This is a genomic window from Amorphus sp. 3PC139-8 (assembly GCF_040750475.1).
Taxonomy (GTDB): domain Bacteria; phylum Pseudomonadota; class Alphaproteobacteria; order Rhizobiales; family Amorphaceae; genus Amorphus.
The window spans coordinates 82,650-103,309 of the sequence record NZ_JABJVY010000023.1; the positions used below are offsets into that span (position 1 = coordinate 82,650).

Here is a 20,660-nt window from a genome sequence, read left to right on the forward strand (position 1 = left end):
GTACTGCGTAATGACCAGGAGCTTGCGGGAGACGCCGCGTCGGCTACGCGCCGATTGTGTTGAAAAAGTCCGGTTGCGCAGGAGCTTGAAGGCTGATTCCGTCTTTTTGGGAATGACGGAGGGCGACGGCCATGATGGGATCGCGGCATGCAATGCAAGGTGCGCTGTTCTACGAGTTCTCGCTCGAGGACCACGTGCCGGCCGACCATTTGCTCCGATCGGTCGATCGGTTCGTGGACCTGACTGACATCCGGGCTCGCCTGCGCCCCTTCTACAGCGACACGGGGCGACCTTCGATCGACCCGGACCTGATGATCCGGATGCTGCTGGTCGGCTACATCATGGGCGTCCGCTCTGAGCGCCGTCTCTGCGAGGAGGTGCATCTGAACCTGGCGTATCGGTGGTTCTGCCGGCTCGACCTGACCGATCCGGTACCGGATCACTCGACCTTCTCGAAGAACCGTCACGGCCGGTTCCGCGACTGCGACCTGTTCCGCCAGTTGTTCGAGGGGGTTGTCGCACGCTGTATCGCCGAAAGGCTGGTTGGCGGTGAGCGCTTTGCCGTGGACGCCAGCTTGATCCGGGCGGACGCGAACAAGCAGAACGCAACGCCGATCGGCGATTGGCCAATCGATCGGCTCGATCCGGAGACGGCCCCCCGCGCCGTCAGGGAATATCTGGACACGCTCGATGACGCGGCCTTCGGCGCCGCAACCGAGGTGAAGCCGAAGTTCACCTCGCACGTGGACCCCGCGTCACAATGGACTGGCGCCCTGCGCGGGCCGGCATTCTTCGCCTACGCCACCAACTATCTGATCGACACCGATCATGCGGTCATCGTCGATGTCGAGGCGACGCGCGCCGTTCGCCAGGCGGAGACCGGTGCAGCCCGGACCATGATCGAGCGAACGATGGATCGCTTCGGCCTCTATCCCGAGGCGCTCACCGCCGACACTGCCTATGGTTCGGCCGATATGCTCGGCTGGCTGGTCTATGAGCACGGGATCGAGCCGCACATCCCGGTCTTCGACAAGTCCGAACGGAAGGATGGCACCTTCTCCAACACGGACTTCGTCTTCGACCGCGAGGCGGATGAATACATCTGCCCTGGTGGCAGCCGGCTGAAGAAATACTGGCGGACGATGACCAAGGCGCGCACCGGCGTCTGCAAGGACGGGTTCATCCGCTACTACGCCCGCAAGAGGGACTGCGCGTGCTGTGCTTTGAGAGACCGGTGCACACCAAACCAGCCGGCGCGGAAAGTCGCCCGTCACGTCCACGAAGGCGCCCGCAACCTCGCCCGCGAGATTACCGGTAGCGATGCCTACGTCGCTTCAAGCCGCGCGAGGAAGAAGGTCGAGATGCTGTTCGCCCACCTCAAGCGCATTTTGAAGCTCGACCAGCTGCGCCTGAGAGGACCCAACGGCGCCCGCGACGAGTTCCACCTCGCAGCCACCGCCCAGAACCTCAGAAAGCTCGCCAAGCTCTTCCCGGCGCCGGCTCCAACACCCGCCTGACCGAGGGCGGTCACGCGTGCCCTTCGGCGAGCCCACCCGTCAGTTCAGCTTAGACGCCGACTTCTTCAACACAATCCGCCCATGTCGGTCGATCAACGGTGTGCTCTCAGCAACGAAAAGAACCCATTTTCGGATCGGCCAACCTCACCGCATCAAGCTTGGACTGACGGGCGGCCACCTTCTTGCACATTCCGATCCTTCGGTTCCATCAAACACCCCATTTCGCCGTAGACGAAACCGCCAGTTGCCCCTTACCGGAAATCCCTGGAAGTCAGGACATATTCGCGCTGCCGCCTGTGTGAATATGCTTCAGAAGCAACTCCTTCGATCGTGCCGCGCGCTTTGTCGAAGGCTGAGAGAAGATCCTCCTCGGAGGTCGACGCTCGCGCCGAAAATGCTGGAATGGCATTCACTTCGAGAAAAAAGGGGATCTCAAACATGCCGTCGTGACCGACGAAGCAAATCAGTCGGCGCCTCGGGTCGTAGCTGCGGCTGGGATTTATGAAGCTGAGCGTCACTTGTGGCTATCCTCTGTTTAGCGACGGGTTCAACCGCCCGGTCATCTGCGGAGGCAGTTCAGTCGGCAGCACGCCGCGATATGCTGCTCGGTGAGCTAGGCGCATTGGCCATGACCGGGTTTTCCGGTCGGGTCGTCTTTGGCTGAGGTCTGACTCAGCGAGTGGGTTGAGCAACTGCGTCAAACATGTAGTCACGTGTGATCGGCAAGGCGTCGATGCGGCGTGCAAGCTGCATCTGAAAGACCATCATGGTGCGGTGCCGAAAACCAACCTCGCAGGACGCCAGATAGAACTCCCACATCCGAAAGAAGCGCTCGTCGTAGAGGGAAACCACTTCCTTTGAATGGCTCATGAATCGTTGGCGCCAATGGCGCAGTGTTTTGGCGTAGTGAAGCCGGAGTACCTCCACGTCGGTAACCCGGAGCCTGGTCGGTTCGACAGCCGAAAATACCTCGGACAGAGCCGGAATATCTGCGCCCGGGAAGATGTATTTGCGAATGAAGGGGTTGATTGGTGCCGGCGTATCGGAGTATCCGATCGCGTGGATCAGGGCGACGCCATCGTCGCTCAGCAGGTCGCGAATACCCGCAAAGAACTCCGGATAGTTCTTCTTTCCGACGTGCTCAAACATTCCGACGGAGACGATCCGGTCGAATTGGCCATCGATTTCACGATAGTCTTTCAATTGAAATCGGACCCGGCCATCAGATGTGGATCTTGCAGCTTGCTCCATGCTGTAGCTGTGCTGCTCTCTGCTTAACGTGATGCCGGTGACGTCGGCGCCGTAATTCTCCGCCAGATGAAGGCCAAGGCCGCCCCAGCCGGATCCGATGTCCAGCACCTTGAGACCTGGGCGGTCCAGGAGAAGCTTTGCCGAGATATGGCGTAATTTGTTCTCTTGCGCTGCCTCCAGCGTATCGTCTTCGCGTTCGAAATAGGCGCAAGAATATTGCCGCCCCTGGTCGAGAAAGAGATCGTAAAAATCGGAGGAGAGGTCGTAGTGATGCGCCACGTTGCGCCGGGCACGGCCGATCGGGTTCGCCTGCTTGAGTCCTCTTTCCAACCGTTCAAACAGGGCGAGCCAAGGATAGTCCGGCGCCGCTCCATAGTTGCGCACCACGACATCCAAAAAGTCGTAGATAGACCCGTCTTCCACCACCAGCCGGCCGTCCATATAGGCTTCGCCAACCGACAGGGTGGGATTGAGAGCCAGTCGATACTCGCTGGCCTTCGATGTGAGGCGCAGCGTGGCTTCCGGCGGCGAGCCATCGCCAATCATATGTCGGCGGCCTGCAGCATCGATCAGACAGAGGCTGCCTTCGTGCACGATGGTTTTAAGTAGTGTCGTAAACATCATGACCTGAAAAGCTCGATTTTAATGAATTGTGCCGGTTCAGTCTGCTCGATTGATTCTGGCGAGGCAACAGCCCCGCATCCGAACCGCACCCGCGTTCAGCCTTCCGGTTGACGGCGTGCCTGCAAGGGGGCTTTCCGGTCTGCCGGAAGAAATCCCGCTGACCCGAGGCCGATAGGCACTGCAGCCTCCCGGCCTGGACGGTCGGGGAGCTGTGTGTGCTGCTTATGATGACGTGAGTGCGTCCGCACACCCGTCGGCTCCGCGGCGGCTGGCAGAGGTCTCACCGGGCATCGTAGCCCAGCCGCCGGCTTCGATGAACCGTCGCCTTTCGTAGGAACTGGTGATCGATTCCAGTTCAGAGAGCTGCGCGTTTGAGTCCGGCGTGGCGTTGAAGCGCTCGACGCAGATCAGCGATGCCAACTCGCCGTGGGCGATGTCGCCAGCCACCGATGCCTGTTCGTCTGCTGTCGCGCCTGTCACCCAGCCTCCCCAAGTGAAGCCGACGACAAGCGTTGCAGCGACACTCACGACGCAGGCCCAGAGGAGGGTCGACTTTGCGGGTTGGTACTCTTCCCAGCGGGTTCCGATCGATCGTTTCGTGTCTGGCGTCCTGGGATTGCTTTGCGTGGCCATGGAATTGATCCTTCCTGTTGGAGCAAAGCGCCTCTCGACGAGGGTCGCCGAAAAACGAAAACGTGTCTTGAGTCCACTCGTCGTATCGAAGTCGCGACCGCCGGCTGAGCGAGGGCATATGCGGTCCCTGGCTCAGCGGTGGCAGCTCACTCCCGGCACCTCAGAAACCGGCACCGTCCATGCTGCTGTTCGCCATAGGAGGCGCGCCAGTTTCCCGTCGACCTACGATCATGACTTCGGCAGTGATCAGAAGCGCCGCGACTGAGCCCGCATCCTGCAGGGCCGCCCGCACCACCTTCGTCGGGTCGACGATGCCAGCGGCGATCATGTCGACATATTGCCCCGTCTGGGCGTCATAGCCTTGCCGCATGTCGGTTGCGGCCAGCGTTCTGCCGACCACGATCGATCCTTCGATCCCCGCGTTATCCGCGATTTGCCGGATCGGCGCCTCCAGCGCCCGCGTGACGATCGAGATGCCCGCCGTCATGTCGGCATTGGATCCCGTCAGTGTGGCGAGCGCCGCCTTGGCGCGCAGCAACGCGACACCGCCCCCCGGCACGATGCCTTCCTCGACGGCTGCGCGCGTGGCGTTGAGCGCGTCGTCGATGCGGTCCTTTTTCTCCTTGACCTCCGTCTCGGTTGTACCGCCGACACGGATGATCGCGACGCCGCCGGAAAGTTTGGCCAGCCGTTCCTGGAGCTTCTCTCTATCGTAGTCCGAGTCTGTCTCCTCGATCTGCGATTTGATCTGCCGGACGCGTGCGGCCATGGCGGATGTGTCACCGGAGCCATCGATGATCGTGGTCGCGTCCTTCTCGATCACAACGCGCTTCGCGCCGCCGAGCATCTCGATCGTTACGTTCTCAAGCTTGACGCCGAGATCGGCCGAGATCACTTCGCCACCCGTGAGTACCGCAAGGTCCTCGAGCATCGCCCTGCGACGATCGCCGAACCCGGGCGCCTTGACCGCCGCGACCTTGAGGCCGCCGCGGAGCTTGTTGACGACAAGCGCCGCCAGCGCGTCGCCCTCGACGTCCTCGGCGACGATGAGAAGTGACTTTCCGGCCTGCACGACAGCCTCGAGGACCGGCAGCATCGTATGGAGATTGCCGACCTTCTTGTCGTGCAGAAGGATGTAGGGATCCTCGAGTTCAACGCGCATCTTCTCGGTGTCGGTCACGAAGTAGGCCGACAGATAGCCGCGGTCGAACTGTGTGCCCTCGACGACGTCGAGCTCGGTTTCGGCCACCTTGGCCTCTTCCACCGTGATCACGCCGTCCTTGCCGACCTCGTCCATGGCCCGGGCGATCATCTTGCCGATCATCGCATCGCCATTCGCGGCAATCGTTGCGACCTGAGCGATCTCGGCGGAGGTGCTGACCTTCGTCGCGCGGCCGTGGATGTCCTTTACGACCGCGGCGATAGCGAGGTCGATGCCGCGCTTGAGGTCCATCGGGTTCATCCCGGCGGCGACGAGCTTGGCCCCTTCGCGCAGGATTGAGGTTGCCAGAACCGTTGCGGTGGTCGTGCCGTCACCGGCGAGGTCGTTGGTCTTTGAGGCCACCTCGCGCAAAAGCTGCGCGCCCATGTTCTCATATTTGTCGTCGAGCTCGATCTCCTTGGCGACGGAGACGCCGTCCTTGGTGATCCGAGGTGCGCCATAGGCCTTATCGAGGATGACGTTGCGGCCCTTCGGCCCGAGCGTCACCTTGACGGCCCTGTTGAGGATCTCGGCGCCGCGCAGCATGCGATTGCGCGCATCGGTCGAAAACTTGATTTCCTTGGCAGCCATTGTCGTCGTCCAGTTCTGTGCGGGGCCGTCGGGAGGCAGCGTTCAACGTCAACCGGTCAGGCGGCCTCTTCGACCGCCGTGGCCCTCTCGACGATTCGCAAGATGTCCGCCTTCTTGAGCATCACGAGGGTCTGCCCGTTTACCTTCACCTCGATTCCGGACCATTTATCGAACAGAACGATGTCGCCCGCCGACACGTCAAGCGCAGTCAGTTCGCTGCCATTGGCCTGCAAAACAGGGCCGACGACAATAATCTGACCCTTCTGGTGCGCTTCTCCGGCGGCTCCGGGAATAATGATCCCGCCCTCGGGCGACGTTTCATCTTCCGCGCGCCGAACGAGGACGCGGTCATGGAGTGGCCTGAATGTCATGATAATTCTTTCTACAGCCGCATCTTTTAGGGCCTTAAATTCAATATAATATTTTTTTCTCCCGAATAATAGATGCTTTAAAAAATATTATTTTCTCCAAAAATCAGAATACAATCAAACTCTGTTTACGGTTATTTTTCCTCTCGAATAAAGAAAATATTCAGCCACCCAAATCAGTCCGACCGGGAAATGCTTCACAACAAACACACCTATCCGGAGGCGCGGTCATTTTGCTGAGCGCCCCATATGCAAGAGGGACGGTGCTGACCCGGGCAATGGACCGGCATTCTCACGGCGCCTGAATTCAGACCGTGGGCATCCAGCGGTTCCGACTTTGCGTAGAGACCGTCCGCGATGCCAAGTGGTCAGCCCGGATCCGGACAGTTGATGCGCCCTGCTGGGCGAAGCTTACGCGCTGCCTGCTTCCGCAGACTGCGAGGGGATCTTCGCGGCGGGAACCAGTCTCTTTTCACACCACGTGACAGGTCTTCCGGAGGAAGCACGTGTCACCATCGGAGACAATCGTGACAAAGCTTATCGGTATTCAGCACAAGACCAGCTATCGCTACCGCCGTTCCGTTGGACTCGGTGCGCACCGGCTGATGTTGCGCCCGCGCGAAAGCCAAGACCTCAGGCTCGTCGGGTTCGACCTGACTACCGAGCCGGAAGCCACCTTGACCTGGGCCCAGGACGTCTACGGAAATGCCGTGGCCACGGCGACGTTCGCGGCGCCGACGACCGGTCTTGTCATCGACTGCAGGACCGAGATTGAGCTCAGCGCCTCTGCATGGCCGGTCTTCGATATTGCCGCGGCGGCGATTTCGTTTCCTTTTCGCTATCCCGACGATGCCTGGACCGATCTCGGCCCGCTTTCCGCCTGCCAGTACCCCGATCCCGCAGCACGTCTCGCCGCGTGGGCGCAGGGCTTCGTGGCCGGGCATCCGACTGACACGCTCTCCCTGCTCAAGGATCTTAACGCCGGCGTCTCCGCACAGATTTCCTACGAGATACGGGAGGACGAAGGCACCCAGTCGCCGCTTCGAACTTTGGAGCGCGGAATGGGCTCGTGTCGGGACTTCGCAGTGCTGTTTGCCGAGGCAGTGCGCAGCTTGGGCTTCGGCGCGAGGATCGTTTCCGGTTACCTCCATAATCCGGACCAGGCCCTGGTCGGCTCGCAGGGCAACGGATCGACCCACGCCTGGGCCGAAGTGTATGTGCCCGGAGCCGGCTGGATCACGTTCGATCCCACCAATCTTGCCGTTGGCGGCGCCAATCTCATTCCGGTCGCGGTCGCCCGGGATATCCACCAGGCGATGCCGGTTACGGGTAGCTTTACGGGACCGGGCCAGGACTATGACGCGATGACCGTTGACGTTCGAGTCTCCGAGCTCTCTGGAGAAAATAAATATTAGACTATTCCGGTAAAATACTGAAGCATCAGAACGCAATATAGAATTTTCCGGCAATCGGATTCGAATGGACACAATTAAAGCGCAATGGTGGTATTGTATGAATACAGCCGGACGAATTGTCTGGTAATTTCCTGATTGGATCACTGACGACCTTTCCCTACTAACAGGGTCAGTAAGGCTGAAAGTGCTTCTACAGGAAAGGACGCGGCACCAAGCCGCGCCTGAGCCTTTCGACGCGATTGCGCGTCGTGGCTCTACTAGCCTGTCCCAGGAGGGACCCATGGCTATCGAAACGACCCCGAACATGTCTGCTGAAGATCCCAAGAACCCTGCTCCGGCTGCCCCGACAAGTCCGCCGAAGGCAGAGCCGCATGAGAAGAAGGCGGCGCCTTCGGAGGCTGGGAACGTCCAGGCGGTGCGCAAGTAGCGTTCTCGGAAAGAAGGGGACCGCCTCCGTGCGGCCCCCTTTTTTGTGAATCGGCGCGGCGACCGGAACAGGGGAACGGCATGTTCAACTCGGGAATAGAAATTCACGACATCGTCGTCAATCACGTGCGAGCCATGCGATCGCGCTGGCCCCGCTTGGAGCCGTCCGAGTGCGCCAATATCCGGACTGTCGGAGAGCTGGTTGCAGCGGTCGAGAGCCGATATCGGTTCTCTGCGGGACGAGCCAGTCAGGACGTGCAGGTCTGGCTGAAGGAGGCCGGCACTCCGCAAGCGCCCATCCGGCCGGACGAGCGCATTGTCCGCGAGACAATAACGTTCGATGAACCGTTCTACATCGACGGGCTCGGACGCCAGCACAGTCCCGGGACCTTCGAGGTTGAAATCGTGGAAGAGCTGATTGAGGGGCTCTCCTTCGTCGCCTTTCGAACGGTTTCCACATCAATCGTGCTGCCGCGGTCAAACGGCGCGTCTCAGTCCTACAAGATTGCTCGGATCGACCCGGAGATCGTGCGTGCGGCCCGCGAGGCGCGGCCGGCCATGAGCACAAATCCGGTCGAGGATCTCGAACAGAGCAGCTGATCAGCGTCCTCTTGAAGTCGCCAAGCTGCGAAAATCGTCCCCCCCGGGTGAAGAGAACGGTCGGCGCCCCAATTGTGGAGCTGCGATCTGACCGAGAAAGGCAGAACATGGAAACGGAGAAGATCACTGAGGTTCGTTCGGAAAACAGCGTTTCGGCTGCAGACGCTGAGATGGCCGAGTATGGCATCACGCGGGTCCCGGTGGACCATTTCCACTATCGTGAATTCCGCTACACGAACCTGAAGGATGCTATTGCACAGGCGGAGCGAGACGGACGCGGAAGATAGACAGGCTTCAGGCCAACCTTGGCCGCCGGATCATCCGGATAGATCGTCCTTCTGCGATCCAAATGGAAACCCGTTTCGATGCCCATCGATAGCGCGACGTGATCCACGGGTCGCGGGGGCAGGGTTTCCTATGATCTCCCTGATCATGAGCCTTGACACCAGCATGGGGCAAAACCCGTGCTCGTCGCGTTTGCCCGGCGCCACAACGGGCATGGGAACGGTCCGTTTCGCCCGTGAGCGCATCCCCCGACACGGATAGAGTGAAAAGTCATCATGGCCGAATCTAGCCGCATGGACCTGCCGCGCGAGATAGCCGACCGCTTCACGAAACCGTTCGCACGATTTCTCAAGATCGAGGCGGTGGCAGGTGGATTGCTGTTGCTTGCGGTGCTTCTGGCGCTGGTTCTGGCCAACTCACCGTGGTCGACGCCGTTCCTCTCGTTCTGGGAGACGCCTCTCGGCCTCCGTTTCGGCTCGTTGGAATTCAGCCGCTCCTTGCGGCATTGGATCAACGACGGGCTGATGACGTTCTTTTTCTTCGTGATTTCGCTGGAACTCAAGCGGGAGCTCGTTCTCGGCGAATTGCGGAACGTGCGAACGGCGGCACTTCCGCTCTCAGCTGCCCTGGGTGGCATGGTCGTTCCGGTGGCCATCTATGTGGCATTGATGACCGGCCAGCCGGGCGCGCACGGGTGGGGTACCGTGATGGCCACCGACACACGGCGTTCGTGATCGGCTGCCTCGCGCTCCTCGGGTCCCGTATCCCGCCAGCTCTACGTTTGTTTCTGTTGTCCCTGGCGATCTTCGACGATGTGGGGGCAATACTGGTGGTGGCGATCGGCTACGGCGAAGCGTTGAACTGGTTCGCACTGGGGCTGGCCGTGCTCGGGCTCGGCGCAGTCGCAGGCATCGCCCGCCTGGGGATTAGGGGTATTCCGATATATTTCGTGTTTGGAAGCCTGATCTGGCTATGTTTTGACTTCTCTGGAGTCCATGCGACGATTACCGGAGTGGTTCTCGGATTGATGACGCCGACGCGTGTGTGGGTCACCGACGTACGTCTTCGGGCGATCCTTTCCGGCATGCTTGCCTATCCCGGAGGCGAGCATTGGAGCGGAGACACTGCGGATCGGCGCGACCTCCGGCAAGCCGGGCGGGCTGTCAGGGAATCGCTTTCCCCGGTGGAACGACTGGAAATGATGCTGCACCCGTGGGTGGGCTTTGCGGTGATGCCGATCTTCGCCCTGGCCAATGCCGGAGTTTCGATCAAGGGGGCCGACCTCGGCCAGTCCGTCTCGCTGGCGATCGTTCTCGGCTTGGTTCTGGGCAAGCCGGTTGGCGTTTTCAGCTTCTCCTGGATTGCCGTGCGTGTCGGCCTGGCCGTCCGAGCTGCCGGTTTGAGCTGGTCCTTCCTCGCAGCCGGCGCTTTCCTCACCGGGATCGGCTTCACGATGTCACTGTTCATCGCTGGCCTCGCCTATGCTCCGGCCACGCTCAGTGCTGCCAAACTCGGTATACTCGTGGGCTCCGTCGTATCTGCCGCTGTCGGGCTTGCAATGCTGGTTGGGCTGACAAGGCGGCAAAGCAAGGCTTAACTCGCCGCAAAACGCAGTAAATCAACTTTCTGCTACGTCTTTCCGACAAGCTGCCGTCTTCACTATTGGGCCATTCGATTGTCAACCGTCTCTCAGACTGCGGCGACAGTCAGCTTCTCAGAAGTGCATTCAGATCCGCGCTTGAGGCGATGAAAGATCATCGTCCCCGCTGAAAGCATTGGTACCTCTGGCGCGATGCGAGCGCCCTGAACCGGTCGAGATCAATTAAGTAGGCGAGGCCACAGTAAGGAAGAATGAGCAACCGCGACCCCGGCCCTCCCGAGCCCGGATGTCAGGAGAACTGATCGTCCATTGTACGGGCGATTCGGTACGCATCCGCTTTGCCTGCGAGAACCCGACCAGCAGGAGAAAGGTGATGGGACCTTCTGAGTCTGAGCCCGCCTGCTGGTTTCCGACCAGTGAAATTCCGTCAAGCAGTCTCGCCCGCAACTGCTTTTCGCACAGCGTCTTGTGTGCGACGCTGATTTATCGCGTTCAGACGCGCACGAAATGACCTCATTCTGCTGAAGTCGCACGGCACCCTTTTTGAGCGGGCTGTCCGTGCTGTGCAGGTCAATCCGAATGCCAGGATGAGTGAGGGCGCAGGGGCCTGAATAGGAATTCGCTCAATGAAAAGGCCTCGCGGCCATAAGAAGCAGTCCAGGCTACGCCGAAAAATACCCCTGCGTGCAGCAACTGTGTGGCTGCTCGCCCTGGCCCTGCTTGCGGGTGTCCTTGCACAGAACATCTGGGCGTCTCGGCAGGATCTGCTGAGAAATGCCGAACAGCGTCTGATTTCGGATCTTGCTGTCGGCTCCCGCTACGTCTTCGAGCGCATCGCCTCGCTCAAGTCGAAGCTCGAAACGCTGGATCATCAACTGCCAAACGGCGACACGCTCTTCGCCAAACGCCAGGCCCATAGCCTGCTGAAGAATCTCGCTGGTGACGACAGGTCGCTTCTTTCGATGTTCATCATCGAGCCGAACGGTATGGCTTACGCAACCTTCCGGACCCCGGAGGTCGAGCACATGGACCTGTCCGACCGGAGTTACTTTCGTGCGATTGTCGAGGGCGGCGGAACTGGCATTTACATATCCGAGCCCCATACCGGTCGTTTAGGTCATGCCGAAGGACGGCAATTCGTCGCCGTTTCGGCCCCCTGGCACGATGATCAGGGAGGGCTTCAAGGCGTGCTGGTTGGCCTCCTGGACTATACGTCCATCACCGAGTTGCTTACGGCCAGCGTCCATGATGGGTCAACGCGGATTTCGGTATTCACGGACGATGGGCGCCGTGTATTCGGAAGCGCTCATCATATCGTGCCGTCCGATCAGCTGGCGTCCTGCACGGATGCGGCCCGGGGGTATGAGGTGGAGCGGATCGACATCGCGGATCGTCAATACCTGTTCGCTTGCCAGGAACTCGGCCCTCTCGGTCTATCCGGCGCGATTACACGGCCGATAGATGCGGCGCTCATGTCGTGACGCGCGAATTCCACCGAGAAAGCGCTGATGGGGCTAATCCTTGCTGCGATCCTGCTCGGCGCCTTCGTTCTGCTCCGCCTGAGCGCCGGTCGAAGCAGAGTGAATGCCGAAAGAGCAGAGCTCTTGTCCACGGCGCTTGATCAGGCATCCGGCGCGATCGCGATCGCAGACGACCGGCTGAATCTTGTCTGGGTGAACGAAAGTGCATGCCGTGTAACCGGCTACGACCGCTCCGAGCTGCTGGGGCGCCCCGTCAGTCGGCTTCTCATTGGAACGGCACCCCGGTCTTTCTTCATCAACGTATGGCGAACCATCCGACGTGGGGCGGCCTGGATCGGCATACTGACGCTTCGTCGAAGAAACGGATATTTCACGTCGGTACATGTCGGGCTATCGCCCCTACTCGATCAAATGGGCCAACTGACCCACTTCCTGGCTATCCAGGACCAGAGCGCTGCACTGGAAGCTCAACAGCGCGACTTCGATACGCGCATCCGAACCGACGACCTCACCGGCCTACTCAATCGACCAGGCCTTATCGCGGCTTACGCCTCCGCTTACGCTCGCTCCCAAAGTGCCTGGATCGGTGTCCTCGACATCGAGCGGTTCCGATGAGTTTCACCGGGGTTGGAGAATGGACGTCGCCCGAGTTCGATGTCGATCAGCCGTGGCGCGTCGTGTGGTCCACCGAACAGTCGATCTTAACGCTCGAGCGACGGACCTCCGACGGCCAGTTCGATACCGTGATCGGCTTCCAGACCGGCTCCGGGGACGGTCAGAGCGAGGTCAGCCAGCCCGGAAGCTACCGCCTCGGTGTTCGTGGCAGCGAGGAAAGCTGGCAGTTGAGGGTGGTGCCATCGCGATAGGCCGCCCCCCGAATTCCACTGAGATTTGCAAGCAAAAGAGCTGTAACGGCTCAATCAACGCCCGATATTTGAAGTTTTTTTCCCGTCAACCGAACCCAAAAGCGAAGGAGACGCGAAAGATGCGTACGATTCTCACGGCCACGGTCTTCCTGGCAGCCGTCAGTACCGGGGCGATGGCTCAGTCTCAAAACCAGCAGCAGCGGCAGCCAACCTGTGCTGAGGCGCTGCCGCAGATCGAACAACTGAAGTCCCAGGCCGACGAACTTGGTATCGACACGACGGCGGCCACCACGCAGTTGGACGCCGCGCGGCAGGCGCATCAGGCCGGCAACGAGCAAATGTGTATGAAGGCCCTCGTAACCGCTCAGCGCGACATCATGCAGCGGGCCGAAGCCAGAGGCATGACCCAGTAGCATCCGACGAAGATCCGGGACCGGCCTGGACGGCAAATGGGCCGGTTCCGTCACCATCACGACCATTCTGCAACGCCCGGGTCGCCGTGAACGACCATGGAGCTCCGCGAAAGGCCGAAAGGAGAGCGCCCTTCTGGACGGTGATCCGAGACAAATCGTAAACGGAGGAACGTCACCATGAAACGCTTACTCGCAACGACAGCGCTGATCCTGCCGATGGGGTTTGGCATCGCGTTTGCCCAGGAGCCGCCGACCTCGGCCGATCAGATCGACGGAAGCGCCGTTGAGTCACAACCGAACGCGAGCACAGACGCAGCCGACAGTGACACCACGTCTTCCGGTGAGCAAACAGGACTGCCCGGCGAATCTGCCTCCAACACGGAAGCCGACAGCACGCCGATCGTTCGGGAGCAAGCTTCAAACGAACTGCGGCTCGACTGGATCATGGACACGACGGTGACGTCGCCCGGTGGCGAAATCATCGGGTCGATCAACGATCTGATCGTTGATCGCGATTCAGGAGAAATGCAGGCGGCAATCCTGGCGGTTGGCGGCTTTCTGGGGTTTGGCGCGAAGCAGATAGCCGTCGAGTGGTCGGAGCTGGAAATCGATTTCGACGCGAACAGGATCTCGCTGGACCTGACGCGGGAGGAGGCGGATAACGCGCCTGAGTACAACTTCCGTGAGCAAGTCAGCAGCGAGCCGGCCGACCCCGCTGACACGAGTGTCGGCGGAACGGGAACCAGTGGCATGGGAACCGGCACCGGAGTGGGCACGGGCGTCGGGCAGGGCAATTGATCGGTCTCCTTTGCCCAAAGCCCTACTGCGGCAGGCCGCAGGCGAGCCGTCGCCTGCGGCCAAAATTGAAAGACCGTCGGGTCTGTTGATGTCACAGTGAGGCGGTATCTTGGTGTCATTTCGAGCCGGAAGAGCACCAAACGTCCTGACCTCTCCGATTGCCAACGTCCGATCGGATCAGAAGGACGAGCTATGTTAGCCTAACCGCGTCTCCGAAAGGCCGGCAGCAGACCAAGTACAGCGAGTCTCGTCGAGACTGCCAATGTGCTCGCGCACCGGACGCTCCAAATTGTGCGCTGCCACACCACCTGTCTAAGAACCACATCAAGGACGTGGTGGGCCGCATGAACACCCGCTACCTCGGGCCAAGCGAAGGCGATCAACCGAACGCTTGACGCGCTTCCGCACCGCCGGAAATTGAGATTCCCGCCGTTTCCGCGTAGTTTCGACCTGTTCCTGCTCTTTTTGACGTCAATCGACGACGGAGGGCTCAGCCCTTGATCGATTACAAGGAGCTGCGAACGGTCAAGCAGCTTGCGGCGGAGGCGCCGTTCGTGACCGAGAGCAAGCTGCGCTGGTGGATCTTCCATGCCGAGACAAACGGCATAGCCCCGGCGCTCATCAAAATCGGCGGTCGGGTCTACATCGACCGCGCCGAGTTCAACAAATGGCTCGAAGGCCAGCGCAGGGCGCCGAAGTCCCAGAGCCAGGCTGCCTGACACCAACCAAACTTGAAGCCCCGCCAATCGGCGGGGCTTCTTTTAGAACGAGATGTCCTCGTTGCATATTCGGGTCGCTGTCTTGCAATCGTACCCGGTATCGATCTTCGTGATCTCCGGGTCACGGCAAATGCTCCCGTCGGGATCGTCATAGACGGCCGTTCGCCGTTTTACCTCGCCCACCTTCACGTCGCTCAGACGGACGACGGTGCCGAAATTATCCCGTGGCTTTGTGCCGTTCATGTAAGGCCATATGGAGATTAACTCGATCGGCTCTTGCAGGTTGTTCGTCACTTCGACCTCGACGCGGCATTGGTCACGCGCCCCGTCATACTGCGCGCCGACGACGACCACTCCGATGTCCTCGGTCTCAAAGCACCCGGCCACGCTCAGCGGCAACAAAGCGCCAACCGCCAGACGGCGGATCGACTTCGCCGCCCTCATTGCGCTTCGATCCGCGTGAGCTCGAAGTCCGTCCGCGGCGAATTGGAATCGGATCGGGTCGGCCGCTGTACGAACTTCACGGCTGCGCCCACCTCGGGCGACACGTAGGAAATCATCTCCCGCCACTTCGTGCGGCAGACCACTTTGTAGGTGTCATAGGTGCCGGCATGCGTAGTGACACGCGCCTGCCCTTCAACCTCGCACGTACGATCTGCCGACCAGTCGTTTCCGCCAGCTGTGTAGCCCGTGCCTTCGTAAGAAACGGTCTTGCCGACTTCCAGTGGCCAGATGTCGCCCGACTTGTTCGTGATGGTCGTGGTGCCGCTGGAATTGCAATTCTCCCAGCTCACTTCCGGACCGAATCTGAGGGCAATATCTGCATCCATCGTCCAAGTGCAGCCGTCCGTATCGCGCTGCCACGTATAGCGATCCCCCTCAACGGCAATCAGCGTGTTCCGAACCTGCTTACCGTTCCGAATGCCGTGGAACACAGTCCCCTCGGCATACGGGGCCGGCTCCGCCATCGGCCCGAGCGGTTCGGCGACCGCCGCTTCCTCGACCTGCGTCGTCTGGCACGCCGCCAGCGCGAGGCCCGCGAATGCGAGCCCTGCCGCCCCGCGGATGGATGCTTTGAAGGTGCTCTTCATGATCTCACTCCCCGTGCAGTTGTGTTGCACGCCAGCCACAGGGCGACATGCGAAGTCAGTTACAGAATGCAGAAAAGTGTCACCCGGGGAGTCTCCGCGCGTTACGATTCACACAGTGAAATCAACGCGTAAGGAGGAACGCCGCCTTCGATAGCATCGGAAACCCCATGGCCAACTGGAGCCTCTATGACGACGCCGGCCATCGTAAATATCTCAGCATCAAGGAGCGCACCGCCTTCATCCACGCGGCCCGCAAAGAGCCCGCGGAGGTGGCTGCGTTTTGCCTGACCGTGGCTTATACCGGCTGCCGTCTCTCCGAGGCGCTGAACCTCACCCGCGACCGGGTGGATCTCGTCGAACGGGTGGTGGTGCTGGAGACGCTCAAGAAGCGCCGGCACGGGGTGTATCGGGCCGTGCCGATCCCCTCGGCCATGTCACGCCGTCTCGGCAATCTACTGCACAAACTGCCGCCGGATCAGGAACTTCTCTGGCCCTGGTGCCGGATGACCGGCTATCGGCGGATCAAGGCGGTGATGGAGCGGGGCGGCATCGAAGGCCCCTATGCCAGCCCAAAAGGGCTGCGGCACGCCTTCGCGATCGCCGCCTTGGAAAAGGGCGTGCCCCTGAACCTGGTGCAGAAATGGCTTGGTCACTCCGACATCGCGACGACCGCGATCTACGGCAATGCCGTCGGCTTGGAGGAACGGGAAATAGCCCGTCGGATGTGGGGAAGAGACTAACGCCAAAGCCCGCAAGAATTGGGGGTTGACCCTGTTACACTTTTCTGCATTTCGGCACACGGATGATATCATGTCGTTCCTAAACTACATCCCCGAACGTGCCGATTTTCAGGCTAAATCTATGATTTCTTTCCCATTCTTCTTTGATCGCATCAGCTTCACAAATTTCCAAAAGCCCTTCATGGATCATCGAAACGACAAGATCTTGTGTTGTCAGGATCTTTAGATTTTTCGCGGTTCGCTGCGCCTCATTAGCCGCCCTCCGATCATCTATCGCAAGGCAATAATCCCGGTTGGCAGCTAATGCTATCGCCGAGCACTCGCCCGCGCCCAAACGGCCCGATCCAATTAGGGAGCCAAATATTGCAACCTCATCAGGATCATCGATGCTGACCTGTTTGATGACGCCACCGTTAATAGCAGCAGAAAATTGCTTTTGCTGAGCGGGGTATTGGTCGGTGATCTCCGCTGCGACGTGATCCGTCACCAAGACGGTGAATGCGCAGGCATCCACAAGATCCATCCGGCCGACCTTGATAAAATTCAGAAGGACAGACGTATCTGTCACAATGATTTCAGCCTGCCCTTCCGCCATCGCCTTCAGTCACTCCCCGCGCGCAACTTCTGCAAGGTTCAGCAGGGTTTCCCCGTCGATGCGCAAAGTCTTACTCAGCTCGACTAGCCTTCCCCGGGAAATCTCTTCTCGCCGGTACGCCTCGATAGCTAAATGAGCAATTTCGCTCCTAAGTTCTCGATCCCAATACTGACGTTGCTCCTGTTCCTCAACGTCATCAAACATGCAAAGAACGCGTAGATACTCACGCCCGAACCGTTCATTCTCCAACAACTCTTGGGATTCCGGCTGCGAAACATGCTTCAGGCTTTTCATCCGATAAAGAGCAGCTTGATAACTTACCCCGAAGTGGTGCGCGACAAGAGCGACGTCCTTATAGGTAATTCGCTGAGACCGAGCGGCCGGCCGCGATTCCGCATCTATGTGCCCACCACTGGCTACATCGAAGATGGTTTGCTCGGAGCGGCTTGGGAGCCCCTTATCGAGACTTCTCAACACCTCATAGATCCCGTTACGTGGCATGAGGAAAGCTGCCGCGAATGCATTCGCGCGTTTTTCAACCAATTCGGCCGAGTTATCCGCAGTTGAAATGGTAATTTTGTGGTCGCGATCCATCAGAGCATGCGCATACTCGTGCGCGTATGAGAACCGTTTACGTCCTCGCGGGTGATGCGCATTTACCAGAATAGCCAGACCAATCGACGGATGACGCAAAAAAAGTCCTGACATCTCATTTGGAAGCTCAATTCCGGATGCCCAAATTCCCTGAGTAGCAATAAGCTCGGAGACATCAGCAATTGGCGCGCTACCAATACTAAGACGGCGGCGCTCTTCTTCGGCAACACGCTCACCTTGCTGAATTGCATCTCCGGCATTCCGCGGCAAATGCATCTCATATGCTGGCGGCCCTGAGCGCTCTTCATCTCCGAGCAGGCGCTCTAGAACCACACCTTCTCTGCAAAGGCTAACGCAGTGATCTACCTGCTCCCGTACGGCCGCTTCCCGCTCCAAGCCGGGAGCAATCCGGTGAAGCGCGACCAGCACATCTTCTTCCTCACCCTCAGCCCTATCATCAAAGAAATAGGCAATGGGACGAAGGTAGAGGTCAGACAGCTTGGTCAGTTCAAGGGTCGACACCGAGCGGTTGCCCGCCTCCATCTGAGTGATGGCAGTGCGAGGCAAGCCGAGCGCGCCCGCTGCGGCCTGCTGGCTAAGCCCGCGTGCCTCACGCGCAATCCGTAGTCTACGACCGAGCTCGACCGCTTCCATCACTGACCTCCTTTCATGGGTTGGCTTTCATCGCCTTATACATCCAATATGATAACGAGAACATCATTTGTCAAATTTTTCCGTTGACAGACCTATTATCGAACATACATGATAGCGCGTGCCGACTAGGCGAAAACCACAAAATATAGGCAAATTGGACGAGTTTAATGAGCAGGCAGCACGTAGATCACGGGGACATTGAGCGCTTCGCCCAGGAGAAAGTGAACCTCCCTAAGGCGAAGGCCGATGAATTCCGGGCACAGGCGCGCCGGCTCCGCGAGAAGCTGGAGGGCCACCTCTCGGAACACCCGGATTTTTCACTCAAGAAAATGCTCCTCTCAGGCAGCCTTGCAAAGGGCACGGCGCTTCGCACTCTCAATGACATTGACGTGGCCTGCTACATTAGCGGTGCAGACGCGCCTCATGATGTTAACGCGCTGCTTGAATATCTGGCTGAGCGCCTCCGCAAGGCTTTCCCGAACTTTCAGCCCGACCAAGTGCAACCTCAGACCTACTCGGTCACCGTCTCATTTCGCGGTTCCGGTCTCGACGTGGACGTGGTTCCCATCCTGTACGATGGGGATCCGGATTGGTATGGCGAGCTCGTCAGCCAGGAGGATGGCTCGTTCCTTCGCACCAATATCCCCCGTCACTTAGAGTTCATCCGCAAGCGTAAAAAAGCCAATGATACGCACTTTGCACAAGTTGTCCGTCTGGCAAAGTTTTGGGCACGGCGTATGAAGCGCGAGCACGATGGATTTCGCTTCAAGTCGTTCATGGTCGAAATGATTCTCGCCAAACTCGCCGACGACGGCCTCGACTTCTCGGACTACCCTGAGGCGCTCCAGCATTTCTTCACGTACATCGTCGAAAGCGATCTGGCGGAGCGGATTGTCTTTAGCGACTATTACAATCCTTCCATCGTCGGCAATCTCGGCGCCCCGCTACAGATCATCGACCCGGTAAACGCTGAAAATAACGTCAGTCGATTGTACACCCGCCAACAGGTCGATCAGATCATTGACGCAGCACTCGACGCTGGCGATGCCATCGATGCGGCCCTGGCAGCGCCAACCAAAGACAAGACCGTCTACTACTGGCAGAAGGTCTTCGGCCCAGGATTTCAGGTGTGAGGCGCCAATGAGTAGTAGCTATACGATCACCGAGACGCAGACCTTCACGGTCACGCATGCGCGTCACATGGCAAGCAAGGTCGCCACTGACTTGAAGCGCATGCAGCGCTTCTACGGCCAACCAAGCGACATCAAGATAGCGGACTTCGAAGAAGAGATGGTCGCGCTCCTGAAGGCCGGATATCTCGGCACGGTCACCTATGGCTTTCGGCGCGATGGAGAGATGATCAATCCGACCTTGATATACACTGCGCATGAGTTGGCCGGCGTATCCGTCAACGATGACGATCCTGGCCGTATTCGTCCTGGCGCGGACATCTCCGGCGCATCTTTCTACAGTTATATGACCTACAGTTCAGCTTGGTCGCAGCTCAGCCAAGCTGACAAAGAAGCTTTCGAAGTCAGCTTGCCAATCCAACGGACAAGCGCACCCGAGCCGGGTATCAATGGATACGTCGTCAGCGATAAGACCTACTCTTCCGGTGGGCGTTCTTTGAACCGCGAAACGGTCAGGAGTTGGTGATGCAAGACGGTCCCAATTTCAACGAACTTTTCGAGTGTCGCCAGACGCTCCCCGACATTGATGCCCGTGGACGCCTGGCACGGCTCATCGGGATCGAAGACCAGAAATCTCGACTTGCCAAAATGCTTAGCCTATTGATTAACCCGTCGGACCTGGAGGCTTGGGCCAAGAAATACCACCCCAATTCGAACAGCATCGTTGCCACCGTAACTAACCGCCCCCCACTTGTGGTCCTTGCAGGAGATGTTGGCTCTGGGAAGACCGAACTAGCTGAGACCATTGGCGACGCAGTAGCGCGAAATTTGGATCTCGACATCACACTTCTCCCTTTGAGCCTGTCTAGTGGATAGATCGGATCAAAAGAGTCCCGTTACGGGATTCCCCTGAGAGTCGTTCGGTGCGAGTCTGCCCGGCATGCGCACTGGGATCATGTTTACGCTGTCGGCCCGCGATCGTAAGCGGCTAGAGGCCATCATCGCCAATCCGAAGAGCTCGCAAAAGCACGCCTGGCGAGCCCGGATCGTCCTCCTCAGCGGCGACGG

At 59.4% G+C, this 20,660-nt stretch carries 23 protein-coding genes and 2 pseudogenes; 16 read left to right on the plus strand and 9 right to left on the minus strand.

Annotation, left to right across the window (positions count from 1 at the left end; all coding sequences use genetic code 11):
* Positions 1 to 131: 131 nt before the first annotated feature.
* Positions 132 to 1,517, plus strand: a complete 1,386-nt coding sequence (locus HNS03_RS19365; RefSeq protein ID WP_367197703.1) for a transposase — start codon at positions 132 to 134, stop codon at positions 1,515 to 1,517.
* A 251-nt stretch (positions 1,518 to 1,768) separates the two neighbouring features.
* On the opposite strand, the gene HNS03_RS19370 is transcribed toward HNS03_RS19365, so the two are convergent.
* The 5 genes from HNS03_RS19370 to HNS03_RS19390 form a co-directional block, all read right to left on the minus strand.
* Entirely contained in the window at positions 1,769 to 2,035 is a 267-nt protein-coding gene (locus tag HNS03_RS19370; RefSeq protein ID WP_367197704.1) for a DUF1488 domain-containing protein, read from the minus strand.
* A gap of 154 nt (positions 2,036 to 2,189) precedes the next feature.
* Entirely contained in the window at positions 2,190 to 3,392 is a 1,203-nt protein-coding gene (locus HNS03_RS19375; RefSeq protein ID WP_367197705.1) for a class I SAM-dependent methyltransferase, read from the minus strand.
* Positions 3,393 to 3,614: 222 nt separating this feature from the next.
* Positions 3,615 to 4,025 (minus strand): hypothetical protein, encoded by a 411-nt coding sequence (locus HNS03_RS19380; RefSeq protein WP_367197706.1) that lies wholly within the window; start codon positions 4,023 to 4,025, stop codon positions 3,615 to 3,617.
* Between the two features lie 160 nt (positions 4,026 to 4,185).
* Positions 4,186 to 5,817: a chaperonin GroEL gene (gene groL, locus HNS03_RS19385; protein WP_367197707.1), complete on the minus strand. Its 1,632-nt coding sequence runs from the start codon at positions 5,815 to 5,817 to the stop codon at positions 4,186 to 4,188.
* 56 nt (positions 5,818 to 5,873) lie between these two features.
* The gene (locus HNS03_RS19390; protein WP_367197708.1) at positions 5,874 to 6,188 is read right to left on the minus strand and encodes a co-chaperone GroES; all 315 of its coding nucleotides are present in this window, start codon (positions 6,186 to 6,188) and stop codon (positions 5,874 to 5,876) included.
* Between the two features lie 521 nt (positions 6,189 to 6,709).
* Between HNS03_RS19390 and HNS03_RS19395 the strand changes: the two genes are divergently transcribed.
* The 10 genes and pseudogenes from HNS03_RS19395 to HNS03_RS19440 all read left to right on the plus strand — a co-directional run bounded on the left by HNS03_RS19395 (position 6,710) and on the right by HNS03_RS19440 (position 14,788).
* Complete coding sequence (locus HNS03_RS19395) at positions 6,710 to 7,600, plus strand: transglutaminase domain-containing protein (RefSeq protein ID WP_367197729.1); 891 nt, start codon at positions 6,710 to 6,712, stop codon at positions 7,598 to 7,600.
* A 681-nt stretch (positions 7,601 to 8,281) separates the two neighbouring features.
* Entirely contained in the window at positions 8,282 to 8,626 is a 345-nt protein-coding gene (locus HNS03_RS19400) for a hypothetical protein (RefSeq protein WP_367197709.1), read from the plus strand.
* A gap of 107 nt (positions 8,627 to 8,733) precedes the next feature.
* On the plus strand, positions 8,734 to 8,913 hold the full coding sequence (locus HNS03_RS19405) for a hypothetical protein (RefSeq protein ID WP_367197710.1): 180 nt from the start codon (positions 8,734 to 8,736) through the stop codon (positions 8,911 to 8,913).
* 291 nt (positions 8,914 to 9,204) lie between these two features.
* A pseudogene (gene nhaA / locus HNS03_RS19410) lies at positions 9,205 to 10,508 on the plus strand (Na+/H+ antiporter NhaA).
* A gap of 629 nt (positions 10,509 to 11,137) precedes the next feature.
* A complete protein-coding gene (locus tag HNS03_RS19415) occupies positions 11,138 to 11,992 on the plus strand; it encodes a cache domain-containing protein (protein ID WP_367197711.1) in 855 nt (284 codons plus the stop codon).
* Between the two features lie 27 nt (positions 11,993 to 12,019).
* On the plus strand, positions 12,020 to 12,607 hold the full coding sequence (locus tag HNS03_RS19420; protein ID WP_367197712.1) for a PAS domain-containing protein: 588 nt from the start codon (positions 12,020 to 12,022) through the stop codon (positions 12,605 to 12,607).
* Positions 12,604 to 12,858 (plus strand): hypothetical protein, encoded by a 255-nt coding sequence (locus HNS03_RS19425; RefSeq protein ID WP_367197713.1) that lies wholly within the window; start codon positions 12,604 to 12,606, stop codon positions 12,856 to 12,858. The genes HNS03_RS19420 and HNS03_RS19425 overlap by 4 nt, the downstream gene beginning before the upstream one ends.
* A 119-nt stretch (positions 12,859 to 12,977) precedes the next feature.
* A complete protein-coding gene (locus HNS03_RS19430) occupies positions 12,978 to 13,271 on the plus strand; it encodes a hypothetical protein (RefSeq protein ID WP_367197714.1) in 294 nt (97 codons plus the stop codon).
* Between the two features lie 177 nt (positions 13,272 to 13,448).
* Positions 13,449 to 14,069, plus strand: a complete 621-nt coding sequence (locus HNS03_RS19435) for a PRC-barrel domain-containing protein (RefSeq protein ID WP_367197715.1) — start codon at positions 13,449 to 13,451, stop codon at positions 14,067 to 14,069.
* Positions 14,070 to 14,566: 497 nt separating this feature from the next.
* On the plus strand, positions 14,567 to 14,788 hold the full coding sequence (locus HNS03_RS19440) for a DNA-binding protein (RefSeq protein ID WP_367197716.1): 222 nt from the start codon (positions 14,567 to 14,569) through the stop codon (positions 14,786 to 14,788).
* Between the two features lie 42 nt (positions 14,789 to 14,830).
* On the opposite strand, the gene HNS03_RS19445 is transcribed toward HNS03_RS19440, so the two are convergent.
* Together HNS03_RS19445 and HNS03_RS19450 are read right to left on the minus strand one after the other, a co-directional pair.
* Positions 14,831 to 15,232, minus strand: a complete 402-nt coding sequence (locus HNS03_RS19445; RefSeq protein ID WP_367197717.1) for a hypothetical protein — start codon at positions 15,230 to 15,232, stop codon at positions 14,831 to 14,833.
* The gene (locus HNS03_RS19450) at positions 15,229 to 15,879 is read right to left on the minus strand and encodes a hypothetical protein (protein WP_367197718.1); all 651 of its coding nucleotides are present in this window, start codon (positions 15,877 to 15,879) and stop codon (positions 15,229 to 15,231) included. Before HNS03_RS19450 ends, HNS03_RS19445 begins: the two co-directional genes overlap by 4 nt.
* Positions 15,880 to 16,046: 167 nt before the next feature.
* Here HNS03_RS19450 and HNS03_RS19455 point away from each other — a divergent pair, with 167 nt between their 5' ends.
* On the plus strand, positions 16,047 to 16,619 hold the full coding sequence (locus HNS03_RS19455) for a tyrosine-type recombinase/integrase (protein WP_367197719.1): 573 nt from the start codon (positions 16,047 to 16,049) through the stop codon (positions 16,617 to 16,619).
* A gap of 79 nt (positions 16,620 to 16,698) precedes the next feature.
* On the opposite strand, the gene HNS03_RS19460 is transcribed toward HNS03_RS19455, so the two are convergent.
* Positions 16,699 to 17,214, minus strand: a complete 516-nt coding sequence (locus HNS03_RS19460; protein WP_367197720.1) for a hypothetical protein — start codon at positions 17,212 to 17,214, stop codon at positions 16,699 to 16,701.
* A gap of 9 nt (positions 17,215 to 17,223) precedes the next feature.
* The gene (locus tag HNS03_RS19465) at positions 17,224 to 18,462 is read right to left on the minus strand and encodes a helix-turn-helix domain-containing protein (protein ID WP_367197721.1); all 1,239 of its coding nucleotides are present in this window, start codon (positions 18,460 to 18,462) and stop codon (positions 17,224 to 17,226) included.
* A 167-nt stretch (positions 18,463 to 18,629) separates the two neighbouring features.
* Between HNS03_RS19465 and HNS03_RS19470 the strand changes: the two genes are divergently transcribed.
* From HNS03_RS19470 to HNS03_RS19485, 4 genes and pseudogenes are all read left to right on the plus strand, one after another.
* A complete protein-coding gene (locus HNS03_RS19470; RefSeq protein ID WP_367197722.1) occupies positions 18,630 to 19,595 on the plus strand; it encodes a CBASS oligonucleotide cyclase in 966 nt (321 codons plus the stop codon).
* Positions 19,596 to 19,602: 7 nt separating this feature from the next.
* The gene (locus tag HNS03_RS19475) at positions 19,603 to 20,118 is read left to right on the plus strand and encodes a hypothetical protein (RefSeq protein ID WP_367197723.1); all 516 of its coding nucleotides are present in this window, start codon (positions 19,603 to 19,605) and stop codon (positions 20,116 to 20,118) included.
* Entirely contained in the window at positions 20,118 to 20,468 is a 351-nt protein-coding gene (locus HNS03_RS19480; RefSeq protein WP_367197724.1) for a hypothetical protein, read from the plus strand. Before HNS03_RS19475 ends, HNS03_RS19480 begins: the two co-directional genes overlap by 1 nt.
* Positions 20,469 to 20,532: 64 nt before the next feature.
* Positions 20,533 to 20,660: pseudogene (locus HNS03_RS19485) on the plus strand (IS630 family transposase); the annotation flags it as partial.

Coding starts and splice junctions, on each gene's coding strand:
- HNS03_RS19365 (WP_367197703.1), top strand. CDS start 132: ATGATGGGATCGCGGCATGCAATGCAAGGTGCGCTGTTCTACGAGTTC.
- HNS03_RS19375 (WP_367197705.1), bottom strand. CDS start 3,392: ATGATGTTTACGACACTACTTAAAACCATCGTGCACGAAGGCAGCCTC.
- HNS03_RS19380 (WP_367197706.1), bottom strand. CDS start 4,025: ATGGCCACGCAAAGCAATCCCAGGACGCCAGACACGAAACGATCGATC.
- groL (WP_367197707.1), bottom strand. CDS start 5,817: ATGGCTGCCAAGGAAATCAAGTTTTCGACCGATGCGCGCAATCGCATG.
- HNS03_RS19390 (WP_367197708.1), bottom strand. CDS start 6,188: ATGACATTCAGGCCACTCCATGACCGCGTCCTCGTTCGGCGCGCGGAA.
- HNS03_RS19405 (WP_367197710.1), top strand. CDS start 8,734: ATGGAAACGGAGAAGATCACTGAGGTTCGTTCGGAAAACAGCGTTTCG.
- HNS03_RS19415 (WP_367197711.1), top strand. CDS start 11,138: ATGAAAAGGCCTCGCGGCCATAAGAAGCAGTCCAGGCTACGCCGAAAA.
- HNS03_RS19420 (WP_367197712.1), top strand. CDS start 12,020: ATGGGGCTAATCCTTGCTGCGATCCTGCTCGGCGCCTTCGTTCTGCTC.
- HNS03_RS19425 (WP_367197713.1), top strand. CDS start 12,604: ATGAGTTTCACCGGGGTTGGAGAATGGACGTCGCCCGAGTTCGATGTC.
- HNS03_RS19430 (WP_367197714.1), top strand. CDS start 12,978: ATGCGTACGATTCTCACGGCCACGGTCTTCCTGGCAGCCGTCAGTACC.
- HNS03_RS19435 (WP_367197715.1), top strand. CDS start 13,449: ATGAAACGCTTACTCGCAACGACAGCGCTGATCCTGCCGATGGGGTTT.
- HNS03_RS19445 (WP_367197717.1), bottom strand. CDS start 15,232: ATGAGGGCGGCGAAGTCGATCCGCCGTCTGGCGGTTGGCGCTTTGTTG.
- HNS03_RS19450 (WP_367197718.1), bottom strand. CDS start 15,879: ATGAAGAGCACCTTCAAAGCATCCATCCGCGGGGCGGCAGGGCTCGCA.
- HNS03_RS19455 (WP_367197719.1), top strand. CDS start 16,047: ATGGCCAACTGGAGCCTCTATGACGACGCCGGCCATCGTAAATATCTC.
- HNS03_RS19460 (WP_367197720.1), bottom strand. CDS start 17,214: ATGGCGGAAGGGCAGGCTGAAATCATTGTGACAGATACGTCTGTCCTT.
- HNS03_RS19465 (WP_367197721.1), bottom strand. CDS start 18,462: ATGGAAGCGGTCGAGCTCGGTCGTAGACTACGGATTGCGCGTGAGGCA.
- HNS03_RS19470 (WP_367197722.1), top strand. CDS start 18,630: ATGAGCAGGCAGCACGTAGATCACGGGGACATTGAGCGCTTCGCCCAG.
- HNS03_RS19475 (WP_367197723.1), top strand. CDS start 19,603: ATGAGTAGTAGCTATACGATCACCGAGACGCAGACCTTCACGGTCACG.
- HNS03_RS19480 (WP_367197724.1), top strand. CDS start 20,118: ATGCAAGACGGTCCCAATTTCAACGAACTTTTCGAGTGTCGCCAGACG.